9 protein-coding genes and 1 riboswitch are annotated in these 12997 nt (G+C 64.9%); of the genes, 6 read left to right on the forward strand and 3 right to left on the reverse strand.

Features of this window, described 5'->3' with window-relative positions:
• Positions 1-4 precede the first annotated feature (4 nt).
• The 4 genes from cysT to PSQ39_RS10010 are packed head-to-tail and all read left to right on the forward strand — an operon-like array spanning position 5 to position 3465.
• Positions 5-889: a sulfate ABC transporter permease subunit CysT gene (gene cysT / locus PSQ39_RS09995; RefSeq protein ID WP_273926622.1), complete on the forward strand. Its 885-nt coding sequence runs from the start codon at positions 5-7 to the stop codon at positions 887-889.
• Entirely contained in the window at positions 886-1803 is a 918-nt protein-coding gene (gene cysW / locus PSQ39_RS10000; protein WP_273926623.1) for a sulfate ABC transporter permease subunit CysW, read from the forward strand. Before cysT ends, cysW begins: the two co-directional genes overlap by 4 nt.
• 20 nt (positions 1804-1823) lie before the next feature.
• The gene (locus PSQ39_RS10005; RefSeq protein WP_273926624.1) at positions 1824-2939 is read left to right on the forward strand and encodes a sulfate/molybdate ABC transporter ATP-binding protein; all 1116 of its coding nucleotides are present in this window, start codon (positions 1824-1826) and stop codon (positions 2937-2939) included.
• A 1-nt stretch (position 2940) separates the two neighbouring features.
• Positions 2941-3465, forward strand: a complete 525-nt coding sequence (locus PSQ39_RS10010) for a disulfide bond formation protein B (RefSeq protein WP_273926625.1) — start codon at positions 2941-2943, stop codon at positions 3463-3465.
• Positions 3466-3534: 69 nt separating this feature from the next.
• On the opposite strand, the gene PSQ39_RS10015 is transcribed toward PSQ39_RS10010, so the two are convergent.
• The 3 genes from PSQ39_RS10015 to PSQ39_RS10025 all read right to left on the reverse strand — a co-directional run bounded on the left by PSQ39_RS10015 (position 3535) and on the right by PSQ39_RS10025 (position 6459).
• Entirely contained in the window at positions 3535-4164 is a 630-nt protein-coding gene (locus tag PSQ39_RS10015; RefSeq protein ID WP_273926626.1) for a protein phosphatase CheZ, read from the reverse strand.
• A 175-nt stretch (positions 4165-4339) separates the two neighbouring features.
• A complete protein-coding gene (gene argA, locus PSQ39_RS10020) occupies positions 4340-5686 on the reverse strand; it encodes an amino-acid N-acetyltransferase (RefSeq protein WP_273926627.1) in 1347 nt (448 codons plus the stop codon).
• A gap of 254 nt (positions 5687-5940) precedes the next feature.
• On the reverse strand, positions 5941-6459 hold the full coding sequence (locus PSQ39_RS10025) for a 6,7-dimethyl-8-ribityllumazine synthase (RefSeq protein WP_273926628.1): 519 nt from the start codon (positions 6457-6459) through the stop codon (positions 5941-5943).
• 93 nt (positions 6460-6552) lie between these two features.
• Positions 6553-6711, reverse strand: a riboswitch (FMN riboswitch).
• A gap of 266 nt (positions 6712-6977) precedes the next feature.
• Here PSQ39_RS10025 and hrpA point away from each other — a divergent pair.
• The gene (gene hrpA, locus PSQ39_RS10030) at positions 6978-10901 is read left to right on the forward strand and encodes an ATP-dependent RNA helicase HrpA (protein ID WP_409242022.1); all 3924 of its coding nucleotides are present in this window, start codon (positions 6978-6980) and stop codon (positions 10899-10901) included.
• 175 nt (positions 10902-11076) lie between these two features.
• A complete protein-coding gene (locus PSQ39_RS10035) occupies positions 11077-12765 on the forward strand; it encodes a long-chain fatty acid--CoA ligase (RefSeq protein ID WP_273926630.1) in 1689 nt (562 codons plus the stop codon).
• Positions 12766-12997 lie beyond the last annotated feature (232 nt).

The raw sequence follows: 12997 nt of genomic DNA on the forward strand, positions 1-12997 counted from the left end.
CAAGATGAGTGCTTCTTCTGTGACGGGGGCCAGCCCCGCCAACCCCCTGGTGCGCCGCGCCGGGGGCGCCAAACGCGTGTTGCCTGGATTCGGTCTGACCCTGGGTTACACCGTGCTGTACCTCAGTGTGATCGTGTTGATTCCGCTGTCGGCCTTGCTGTTCAAAACCTCAACCCTCAGTTGGGACCAGTTCTGGAACGCGGTCACAGCACCGCGCGTGCTGGCTTCGTACCGCCTGACCTTTGGGGCCTCGCTGATCGCAGCCCTGGTCAATGTGGTGTTTGGCCTGTTGGTCGCCTGGGTGTTGGTGCGCTACACCTTCCCGTTCAAGAAGATTGTCGATGCCTTGGTCGATTTGCCTTTTGCGCTGCCCACGGCCGTGGCGGGCATTTCGCTGACGGCCTTGCTGGCTGGCAATGGCTGGGTGGGGCAGTACCTCGAGCCCCACGGCATTCAGCTCGCTTTCAAGCCCGCAGGCATTGTGGTGGCGCTGATCTTCATTGGCCTGCCCTTCGTGGTGCGCACGGTGCAACCGGTGCTGGAGGACGCAGAAAAAGAGCTGGAAGAAGCCGCGACCTGCCTGGGCGCCACGCGTTGGCAGACCTTCACCCGCGTGATCTTCCCCTCGATTGCCCCCGCCTTGTTGACCGGGTTTGCGATGGCCTTTGCACGGGCCATTGGCGAGTACGGCTCGGTGATCTTCATCGCCGGCAACATGCCGATGGTGTCTGAGATCACCCCGCTGATCATCATCGGCAAGCTGGAGCAATACGACTACGCCGGCGCCACCGCCGTGGCCGTGGTGATGCTGGTCATCTCCTTCGTGCTGCTGCTGGTCATCAACGCGCTGCAAGCCTGGCAGCGTCGCCACACCGGAGCCCCCGCATGAGCCAAGCCCCAGTTTCCCGCATTGAAGCAGGCACCACCGAAGCCACCTGGGTCAAATGGACCTTGATCGGCATCGCTCTGGTGTTCATGTTCCTGTTCCTGGTCTTGCCTCTGGCGGCTGTGTTCACCGAGGCCTTGCGCAAAGGCGTGGGCCCTTTCTTCGAGGCCTTGAAGGAGCCGGACGCCTGGTCCGCCATTCGCCTGACCCTGATCACGGCGGCCATCGCCGTGCCGCTGAACCTGGTGTTTGGCGTGTCTGCCGCTTGGGCGATCGCCAAGTTTGAATTCCCAGGCAAGTCTTTTTTGACGACCCTGGTCGACCTGCCTTTTTCGGTGTCACCCGTGGTGGCTGGTCTGATTTATGTGCTGATGTTCGGTGCCCAAGGCTGGTTTGGCCCCTGGCTGGCCGAGCATGACATCAAGATCATCTTTGCCGTGCCGGGCATTGTGCTGGCGACAGTGTTCGTGACCTTCCCCTTTGTGGCGCGCGAGCTGATCCCGCTGATGCAGGCCCAGGGCAGCGACGAAGAGCAAGCCGCCATCGTGCTGGGCGCCAGTGGCTGGCAGACCTTCTGGCTGGTAACCCTGCCCAAAATCAAGTGGGGTCTGATCTATGGCGTGATCCTGTGCAACGCCCGGGCCATGGGCGAGTTCGGCGCCGTGTCCGTGGTGTCGGGCCACATCCGGGGCCAGACCAACACCATTCCGCTGCATGTCGAAATTCTCTACAACGAGTACCAGTCCGTGGCGGCGTTCGCCGTGGCTTCCTTGCTGGCTTTGCTGGCTTTGGTGACCTTGGTCATCAAGTCGTTGGTCGAGTGGCGCCACGCGCAAGAGATGCGTGACGCCGAGGCTCAGCCGCCCGAAGCTCCCCACACACCCACTGCCCCCATCGCTTCCACCCCCGCTGTCTAAGCCAGCTGAGGACCCATTTCATGAGCATTCAGATCCGCAACGTCAGCAAGCATTTTGGTGACTTCCACGCCCTCAAGGACGTCAGCCTCGACATCGACTCGGGCGAACTCATTGCCTTGCTCGGCCCCTCGGGCTGCGGCAAAACCACCTTGCTGCGCATCATTGCCGGCCTCGAAACCGCCGACGCGGGCAGCATTCTGTTCTCGGGTGAAGACACCACCGACGTGCATGTGCGCGACCGCCAAGTGGGTTTCGTGTTCCAGCATTACGCGCTGTTTCGTCACATGACGGTGTTTGAAAACGTCGCCTTCGGCCTGCGCGTCAAGCCCCGCGCTCAGCGCCCCAGCGATGCCCAGATCAAAACCAAGGTGCACGACCTGCTCAAGCTGGTGCAACTGGACTGGCTGGCCGACCGCTACCCCTCCCAACTTTCGGGTGGCCAGCGCCAGCGAATCGCCTTGGCGCGCGCCCTGGCGGTCGAGCCCAAAGTGCTGTTGCTCGATGAGCCTTTTGGTGCCTTGGACGCCAAGGTGCGCAAAGAGCTGCGCCGCTGGCTGCGCCGCCTGCATGACGAGTTGCATGTCACCAGCATCTTCGTCACCCACGACCAGGAAGAAGCCCTCGAAGTGGCCGATCGCGTGGTGCTGATGAACCAGGGCCAGGTCGAGCAAAGTGGTTCGCCGCAAGAAGTGTGGGACCATCCGGCCAGCCCCTTTGTCTACGGCTTCCTGGGTGACGTGAACCTGTTTCACGGTCGCGCCCACGAGGGCTTGGTCCACCTCGATGGCTTGCAGCTCGATTCGCCTGAGCACGCCAGTGCGCAAAACGCCAAGGCGTTTGCCTATGTGCGCCCGCACGACCTCGATGTGGAGCGCTACTCGCCTGGTGCGGGCGTGGATGCATCGGGCCGCCCCAGCGGGATCGTGGCCCAGTTGAGCCGCGCGATTGTGGTGGGACCGATCGCACGTTTGGAACTTATTCCGACCGAATCCAACAAACCAGCGGAAAATCCCGCTCAGGACACGATCATTGAGGCGCAGATCCCTGCGCAGCAATTCCGTGAATTGGGCTTCCGCGAAGGCGAGACGCTGGTGGTGACACCGCGCCGAGCCCGCGTGTTTGTTGAAGGACAGTGACTTGTTTCTGCTGAATTGGTTTGATCGCGCACCGCGCCTCTTGCTGGCGCTGGCCAGTGCCACCTGCCTGGCCTTGCTGGCTTTTGGGCTGTACCTGCAACACGTGGTGGGCCTGGAGCCTTGCCCCATGTGCATCGTCCAGCGCTATGCCTTGTTGTTGGTCGCGGTATGGGCGGCCTTGGCCGCTTTGTCGTCGCGCCGGGGCGCCTGGTTGCTGGGCAGCGGCCTGATCCTGGTGACATCGGCTTTTGGCGCTTTTGTCGCCGCCCGCCAGAGCTGGCTGCAATGGAACCCGCCTGAAATCATGACCTGCGGGCGCGACCTGTACGGCATGATCGAGGCCTTCCCGCTGCAACGCGTGATCCCCATGGTGTTCAAGGGCAGCGGCGACTGTGCTGCGGTGGACTGGACCTTTCTCGGTGGCTCGATCGCCAATTGGTCTTTTGTGACCTTTGTGCTGCTGGGCACGGGCGCGGTGCTGGGCTTGATCCGTCAGCGCCAGGCGGGCTCCCGCTCTGGCTTCTGAGCTGCGGCGCGCCACGCCCCAAAGCAAAACCGGCCCTGGCGGCCGGTTTTTTCTTGGCTGACTGGGCGCTCAGAAGCCGAGGCTGGCCAGCAGGTCATCGACCTGCGACTGGTTGGTCACCACTTCGCGGTTGGCCTGGCCGTCGACCACCGGACCTTGCAGGTCCTTGGTCGCGATCGGGGTGCTGTTGCCGCCCGCTTCTGGCGCGGTGCTCACCAGCAGGTCGAGCAACTGTTTCTCGATGTCCGAGGCCAGGTTGACCACACGCGCAATCACCTGGCCGGTGAGGTCGTGGAAGTCCTGCGCCATCATGATGTCGGTCAGGTTCTCGTCCATCGCCGCGTTGGAGCGGCTGACCAGGTGCAGGTAGGTCAGCAAGTCCTTGCCGGTGAAGGTGGTGCCTGGGTAGCGCTCGATCAGCTCGGTCAGGCGGCGGGTTTCCACGTCCACAGGTTCGCGCGCCTCCTTGGTCTTGTCCACCGAGTTCAGCACTTTCTCGGCCGCTTCGCCGGTCAGTCGGGCGATGTAGCTGAGGCGGCTCTTGGCGTCCGGCAGTTCTTCGGCCGCGCCATGCAGCTTCTCGGCAATGCCCAGGGCGTTGAGCGAGTCATGCAGTTGCCGCGTGAGCTGGCCCAATCGGAAGTGCACGTCGACTTCGTTTTGGCTGTGGACAAAGAGGGAGTCGGTCGGTTCGGTCATGGTGGGTCGGATGCGGCGTTGGCAAACAGTTTTTTCCCCAGCCGCCCATCGGCAGTGGCGCTGGGCTGGGGACGGTCCACGCAATATAGCGCGCCGGGGCGGCTTTGGAGCCCGGTTGTCGCGCTGAATCTGTTCTTTTGCCGCTGATCCTGGGGGAAACCCAGGGGCGTTCCCGTCAGAACTTCTTCACCAGCACCTGGCTCTTGCGGTCCCAGTTGTACTTGCGCTTGCGCGCTTCGGGCAGCCAGTCGGGGTCGACCGGTTGGAAGCCGCGCTTGATGAACCAGTGCATGGTGCGGGTGGTCAGCACAAAAATGCTCTGCAAACCCATGGCGCGGGCGCGTTGTTCGATGCGTTTGAGGATTTTTTCGCCGTCGCCTTGGCCCTGGCTCTGCGGCGACACGGTCAGCGCAGCCATCTCGCCGGTACGGGCCTCGGGGTAGGGGTACAGCGCGGCGCAGGCAAAGGTCACGCCGTCGTGGTCGATGATGCTGTAGAGCTCGATATCGCGCTCGATCTCGGTGCGGCTGCGTTTGACCAGGGTGCCGTCTTTTTCGAAGGGCTCGATGAGTTGCAGAATGCCGCCCACGTCGTCGGCGGTGGCCTCGCGCAGCTCTTCGAGTTTTTCATCGACCACCATGGTGCCGATGCCGTCGTGCACATAGACCTCCAGCAGCAAGGCCCCATCCACTGCAAAGGGCAGGATGTGGCTGCGTTCCACGCCGGCCTTGCAGGCTTGCACGCAGTGCTGCAGGTAGAAGGCGGTGTCGGTGGGCACCTCGGCCTTGGGCAACTTGAGCAACAGCTTTTCGGCGGCCGCCAGGGGCAGCTCGGTGTCGATGGGGTTGTCTTCGCCCTCGGGGGCCAGCGGATCCAGGCGGATGCCGGGCACCTCGGTCAGGAAGATCAGCTTGTCGGCCTGCATTTCTGCGGCCACGCGGGTGGCGACTTCTTCCATACTCAGGTTGAAGGCCTCGCCGGTGGGCGAGAAGCCAAAGGGCGACAGCAGCACCATGGCGCCAAAGTCCAGCGAGCGCTGGATGCTGGCCACGTCCACCTTGCGCACCAGGCCCGAGTGCTTGAAGTCCACGCCATCCACAATGCCGACCGGGCGCGCGGTCAGGAAGTTGCCCGAGATCATGCGCACGGTGGAGCCCGCCATGGGCGTGTTGGGCAGGCCCATGCTGAAGGCGGCTTCGATTTCGTAGCGCAGTTGGCCCGCGGCCTCCTGGGCGCAGTCCAGGGCGATCTCGTCGGTGATGCGGATGCCGTTGGCGTACTTGGGCTCCTGACCCTTGGCGCGCAGTTGTTCGTTCACCTGAGGCCGAAAGCCGTGCACCAGCACCACTTTCACGCCCATGCTCTGGATCAGGGCCAAGTCCTGTGCGATGTGCGGCAGCTTTCCGGCCGCAATGGCCTCGCCGGCGATGCCCACCACAAAGGTCTTGCCCCGGTGCATGTGGATGTAAGGCGCCACGGAGCGAAACCAAGGCACAAACGTGAAATTGAAGACAGCGGACATGGGCGTGGAGCGTGCGGCAGAGCGGGGTGGCAGGCAATCTTCGGGCGCTCGCCGAGGGCGGGCCGGAAGGCGGGGTTGCAAAGTGTAGCGCGCTGCTGTTGCAGTGCAGCGTAACGGGGTTGGACGCGAGCGCCTGTGCGGCCTGCTGGCGCCGGTTCAGCCCCGGCAGAGGGGCTGGTGCAGGGGCTGAGGTTGGAGCCATTTCAGCCCCTGAGCCCCCAGTGCGGGCTGGGGGCCGGGCGCAGCGGAGGGCCTCAGGTCCGGGGCAGTTGCTGCAGGCTGGCCACTGTTTGAACGCAGGCGCGGGCCGCTTCGGTGCCCTTCACGCTGAAGTGGTTCTGGAAGTACTTGCGGTGCTCCAGGTGCTCGTGGAAGTGGTGCGGCGTCAGCACGGCGGAGATCACCGGCACATCGCTGTCCAGTTGTACCGTCATGAGGGCCTGGACCACCGTCTGAGCCACGAACTCGTGGCGGTAAATACCGCCGTCCACCACCAGTGCGCAGGCCACGATGGCTTGGTAGCGGCCGCTCTGGATCAGTCGCTTGGCGTGCAGCGGGATCTCGAACGCGCCGGGCACGCCGATCACGTCCACAGCGTCGGCGCCCACGCCATGGCGGGCCATTTCGACCAGGAAGGCGGCGCGCGCCTGCTGCACGATGTCGGCATGCCAGGCGGCTTCAATGAAGGCAAAACGGGCGCCTGCTGGCAGGCTGACCGGGGCCAGTGAGTCGGCTTCGCCGAGGGGAGGAAGGGAAAAGTCTTTCTGATTCATGGTGTGACCAATAAGGGTTGCCAGAAATCAGGGTGCGCACGAACACCCGCACCGCCGCCGGCGCAGGGACGCGCCGGCCCGCAGGGCAGGGGGTCGCGCTCTCTTTCATCCGGACTGTGACCGTCGGCCCCGGGGTCACACCGGGTCTGCTGACCCCGGCCACGCAGCGGTGGCCGGGCGCTCGCGGGCTCGTGCCAGGTTGCCCTGGCCATCACCGCCGGTGGGGAATTTCACCCCGCCCTGAGAACGCTTGTTGCTGAGGCATGCACCTCAGCGGCATGAATTCTAGGGCCCTCGCGATGGCCCCGTGGGTGCTGGGGGTGACAGCCCCCGGGGGCTGGCGTGGCCTGGGCCGGCATCGGTGCGGCCGAGGGGCCTGTCGCTGGGGCGGCATGGTGCGCAGGTGTCGGGGATAATGTCGGGTTGTCTTGTCCCCACCGGTCCTGCCCTTGTCCACTGCCCCGCTCCAGATTGAATTCCCTGAATCGCTGCCTGTCTCGGGCAAACGCGAGGAGATCATGGCGGCGCTGGCCCAGCACCAGGTCATCATCGTCTGCGGTGAGACCGGCTCTGGCAAGACCACCCAGCTGCCCAAGATCGCGCTGGCCCTTGGGCGCGGCAAGCTCAACGCAGCACCAGGGCAAAAAGGCCAGCTGATCGGCCACACCCAGCCCCGCCGCATTGCCGCCAGCTCGGTGGCCAAGCGCATTGCCGAAGAGCTCAAGACCCCCTTGGGCGAGGTAGTGGGTTACAAGGTGCGCTTCCAGGACCGGCTGTCCAAGGACGCCTCGGTCAAGCTGATGACCGACGGTATCTTGCTGGCCGAGACCCAGACGGACCCGCTGCTCAAGGCCTACGACACCCTGATCATCGACGAGGCCCATGAGCGCAGCCTGAACATCGATTTCTTGCTGGGCTACCTGCGTCAGATCCTGCCGCGCCGTCCGGACCTCAAGGTGGTGGTCACTTCCGCCACCATCGACGCGAACCGCTTTGCCGAGCACTTTGCCTCGGCCAAGGGGCCCGCCCCGGTGATTTATGTGTCGGGCCGCACCTTCCCGGTCGAGCAGCGTTATCGGCCCTTTGAAGAGTCACGCGACCACGGCCTGAACGAGGCCATTGCCGACGCGGTGGACGAGCTGTGGCAGGGCCGGGTGGGCGGGGATATCCTGGTCTTCTTGCCCGGCGAGCGCGAGATCCGCGAAGCCGCTGACCACTTGCGCGGCCACCTGGCCCATGTGCCGCACCTGCGCAGCGCCGAGGTCCTGCCGCTGTTCGCCCGCCTGTCCCAGCCCGAGCAGGACCGCATTTTTGACGGTCACACGGGCCGGCGCATCGTGTTGGCCACCAACGTGGCGGAAACCTCGCTCACGGTGCCCGGCATCCGTTACGTGGTCGATGCCGGCACCGCGCGCGTCAAGCGCTACAGCTTCCGCAGCAAGGTGGAGCAGCTGCTGGTCGAGCCCATCAGCCAGGCGGCCGCCAACCAGCGCGCCGGCCGCTGCGGTCGGGTGGCTGACGGCATTTGCATCCGCCTGTACGACGAAAAAGACTTCGCCGGCCGCCCGCGCTTCACCGACCCCGAAATCCTGCGCAGTTCGCTGGCCGGCGTGATCTTGCGCATGAAGTCCTTGCACCTGGGCGTGGTGGAGGAGTTCCCCTTCCTCGAAGCGCCATCCGGTCGGGCCATTGCCGATGGCTACCAACTGCTGTCCGAGCTGGGCGCGGTGGACGACGCCAACGAGTTGACCCCCATGGGCCAGGAACTGGCCCGCCTGCCGCTGGACCCGCGCGTGGGCCGCATGATCATCGAGGCGCGCGAGCGCAATGCGCTCGAAGAGGTGCTGGTGATCGCCGCCGCCTTGTCGGTGCAGGATGTGCGCGACCGCCCCATGGAGGCTCAGGCGCAGGCCGACCAGGCGCATGCCAAGTGGGACGATGAGAAGAGCGAATTCAGCGGCTACATCCGCCTCTGGCAGTGGCTGGCCGACGCCAAGGGCGGTGCCATTGCCCTGACCAAGCGGGGCCAGGTCGCGCCACCACCGCCGCCCCAGCGCCGGGCCAGCGCGGCCGTTCTGCCGGTGGCGCAGCGCTTGCAGGCGCCGGCCATCATCGCGCCACCCGAGCCGGTGGCTGCCACCCACAAGCTGAGCAACCGCCAATACGAGAACCTGCTGCGGCAGAACTTCATCAATGTGCGCCGCCTGCGCGAGTGGCGCGACATCCACAGCCAGTTGCTGACCGTGGTGACCGAGCACCGCTGGGTCATCAACCGCAACCCCGCCAGCTACGAGCAGATTCACCTGTCCATGCTGGCTGGCCTGCTGGGCAACGTGGGCTGGAAGATGGAGGAAGAAGCCCCCTCAGGCGAGTACCTGGGCGCGCGCGGCATCAAGTTCCACCGCCACCCTGGCGCCCACCTGCGCAAGAAGCCAGGGCGCTGGATTGTCTGCGCCGAGCTGGTGGAGACCACCCGCTTGTTCGGCCGCGGCATTGCCAACATCGAGCCCCAGTGGCTGGAGCAGATTGGCGGCCACCTGTTGAAGAAACAGATGCTCGACCCGCACTGGGAAAAGCGCAGCGCCGAGGTCGTGGCCTATGAGCGCGCCACGCTTTACGGCCTGGTGGTCTACAGCGGCCGCCGCATCAGTTATGGCCGCATCGACCAGGTGGCCGCGCGCGAGATCTTCATCCGCCAGGGCCTGGTCGAGGGTGAGTTCGAGACCCGCCTGCCCTTTCTGGCCGCCAACCAAAAACTGATCCGCCAGGTCGAGGACCTGGAGCACAAATCGCGCCGCCAGGACGTGCTGGTCGACGAAGAGCTGATCTACGCCTTCTACGACCAACTGCTGCCCGCCGACGTGTACAGCGGCGCCACGCTGGAGCATTGGTTCAAGGAGGCCTCGCGCCTCAACCCCAAGCTGCTGCAGCTGACCCGTGAAGAGCTGATGCGCCACGAGGCGGCCGGCATCACCACCAGCGCCTTCCCGCGCCATGTGCGCCTGGGCGGCGTGGATTGCGTGGCCACCTACCTGCACCAGCCCGGCGACGCCAAGGACGGTGTGACGGTGGATGTGCCGCTGTTCGTGCTCAACCAGGTCAATGAAGACCGCTGCGAGTGGCTGGTGCCCGGCATGCTCAAGGACAAGGTGCAGGCCTTGCTCAAAAGCCTGCCGCAAAAGCCGCGCGCCCGCCTGGTGCCGCTGCCCGAAAGCGCCACGCGCCTGACCGAGAAGCTCAACGAGCCCGCCGTGTTTGGCCATGGCAGCCTGACCGAAGCCTTGCTCAAGCTGGTGCGCGAGCAGGTGCAGCTGGATGTGAAGCGGGCCGACTTCAAGCTCGACATGCTGGCGCCGCACCTGTTCATGAACTTCCGCATCGTCGATGAGCACGGGCGGCAACTGGGCACGGGGCGCAACCTGGGCGCGCTCAAGGCGGAGCTGGGCTCCAAGGCACGCGGGGCCTTCCAGGCCCTGGCGGGCCTCAAGGTGGCGGCGGCGCCCGCCCCTGCCGCGGCTGTGTCGACCGCTGCAGCGACCCAAGGCAAGAAGGCGGCCACGGCCGCTCCGCCGGCGGCGCCGGCGCGCAGTGCCGAGCAACGCTACACCGCCTGGACCTTTGGCGAGCTGCCCGAGCTGATGGAGATCCGCCGGGGCCAGCAGACCCTGATTGGCTTTCCCGCCCTGATCGATGGGGGTGACGCCGTCAGCATCGAGGTGTTTGACGAACCCGAGGTGGCGGCCACCAAGCACCGCGCCGGCCTGCGCCGCTTGTTCGCGCTGCAGATCAAGGACGCGCTCAAGTACCTCGAGAAAAACATCCCCGAGCTGCAAAAGATGGCCGTGGCCTTCATGCCCCTGGGCACGCAGGAGGAGTTGCGCGAGCAGATCCTGGACCTGGCGCTGGAGCGTGCCTTCTTGCTCGACCCGCTGCCCACGGACGAATACGCTTTCAAGCGCCGCATCGAGGAAGGGCGAGGGCGCCTCACCCTGATTGCCAATGAGGTCGCCCGCTTGGCCGGCACCATCCTGGTGGAGTACGCCGCTGCGGCGCGCAAGATCAAGGACAGCAAGAACGCCCCCGAGGCCAGCGCCGACTGCGCTCAGCAATTGCAGCGCTTGGTGCCCAAGAAGTTCCTGTCGCAAACCCCCTGGGGCCAATTGCAGCACTTTGCGCGCTACCTGAAGGCAATCACCTTGCGTTTGGACAAGTACCGGGCCGACCCGGCGCGTGACACCAGCCGTCTGGCCGAGTTGCGTCCGCAGGAGCAGCGTTACTGGCGCTTGGTGGCCGAACGCAAGGGCGTGGTGGACGCGCGCATGCAGGAGTTCCGCTGGCTGCTGGAGGAATTGCGCGTGAGCTTCTTTGCGCAGGAACTGCGCACGCCCCAGCCAGTCAGCGTCAAACGCCTGGACAAGGCCTGGGCGCAGATCAACAGCTGAGTCCCCAGGCGCGGCGATGTCCGATCCAATGGGTATCGTGTGATGGGGCCCTGGCTGCTGGTTTGCAGCCCCAAGCCCGGGGCTGCCGTCGGTCACCCAGGCGACCTGAGGCCCCCGGAGCTTCCCCGATGTGCGTGAGCAGGGGGGCTTGTAAGCTGAGCCTCAAGGAGACCTCATGCGACCGCACTACAAGTTCTGGCCCAAACGCCTACCGCACGCCATCACCCCGCCTGCCACACCGCTGTGGGACAACCTGGCCGTCAGCGCCAAGCGCTACCCCGACAAGGCGGCTTTGGTCTTCTTGGGGCGCCGGTACCCTTATGCCGAGTTGATGGCCCAGGTCGAGCAGCTTGCGGCCCGGCTGCATGCGCTGGGTGTGCGCCGGGGGGACCGCGTGCTGCTCAGCATGCAGAACTGCCCGCAATTGGTGATCGCGCATTTCGCGATCCTGCGCGCCAACGCGGTGGTGGTGCCCGTCAACCCCATGAACCGGGCCGAAGAGCTCAAACACTACATCGTCGACCCTGACGCCAAGGTGGCCTTCACCACGGGGGACCTGGCGGGCGAGCTGGCCCGCGCCAGCAACGCCTTGCCCGAGGCGCAGCGCCTGCAGCACCTGATCGTGACGCAATTCACCGACGGTTTTGATCCCACACAGATGCAGGGCGAAACCCTGCCTGCGGCTTGGGAGTCCTGGCTGCTGACCCAGCACGCACTGCCCACCCTGGAGGGCGGTCAAGTCAGCAGCTGGAGCGAGGCGGTGCAGGGCCAAGGCCCAGCGCCCGAACCCTCGACGTGCGGGACGGACATGGCCCTGCTGCCTTACACCAGTGGCACGACGGGCCTGCCCAAGGGGTGCATCCACATCCATTCGAGCATCATGCACAACGCCGTGGCGGGCAGCCTGTGGGGCACGGCCACGCCCGAAAGTGTGGTCCTGTGCGTGGTGCCCATGTTCCATATCACGGGCATGGTCAGTGTGATGCACACCACGATCTACACCGGGGGCACGCTGGTTCTGATGCCGCGCTGGGACCGCGATTTGGCCGGGCGTTTGATCTCGCGTTACAAGGTGTCGAACTGGACCAACATCCCCACCATGGTGATTGACTTGCTGGCCAGCCCGCACTTTGCCAGCTACGACCTCTCGTCCCTGGTCTACATCGGCGGCGGCGGGGCGGCCATGCCCCAGGCCGTGGCCCAGCGCCTGCTGGAGAACTATGGCCTGCGCTATGTCGAAGGCTATGGCCTGACTGAAACCTCGGCCCCCTCGCACACCAACCCGGTGGATGCGCCCAAGCAGCAGTGCCTGGGCATTCCGTTCATGAGCACCGAGGCCCGCGTCATCGACCCTGACACCTTGCAAGAGCTGCCCCAGGGCGAGGCCGGTGAAATCGTGATCCACGGCCCCGAGGTGTTCCAGGGCTATTGGAAGCGACCCGACGCCACGGCCAGTGCCTTCATCGAGCTCGAGGGCAAGCGCTTCTTCCGCTCGGGGGACATGGGGCGGGTTGATGAGGACGGTTACTTCTTCATGACCGACCGGCTCAAGCGCATGATCAATGCCTCGGGCTTCAAGGTCTGGCCGGCCGAGGTGGAGGCCTTGATGTTTCGCCACCCGGCCATCCAGGAGGCTTGCATCATCTCCACCAAAGACGCGTACCGGGGGGAGTCGGTCAAAGCCGTGGTGGTGCTACGGGCCAGCCACGCCCATGTGACCGAGGCCGAGATCATTGACTGGTGCCGCGAGAACATGGCCGTCTACAAGGTGCCGCGCGTGGTGCAGTTCGTGCAGGCCCTGCCCAAGAGCGGCAGCGGCAAGGTCATGTGGCGAGCCTTGCAGGAGGCCGAGCCAAGCCCCTGAGTCGGCCCCCTCAACACCCAAGCAGCAGCCGGGCGTGTCCCGGCTTTTTTGCGTCTGAGTCCAGGCATTCCTCCTTATAAATGGTAAATAAAATCACTTTACAGGATTGAATAAATCAATAAAATCATAAATATCAAATCAATTCGGCACAAAAAAGCTTTCGTACGTCAGCGAACTCATCTTCGCTGCGGGCTCGGTATCAAGGAAGATCCACGAGCCTTCACCTTTTGAG

It is taken from the genome of Curvibacter microcysteis, assembly GCF_028649455.1.
Classification (GTDB): Bacteria; Pseudomonadota; Gammaproteobacteria; order Burkholderiales; family Burkholderiaceae_C; genus Curvibacter; species Curvibacter microcysteis.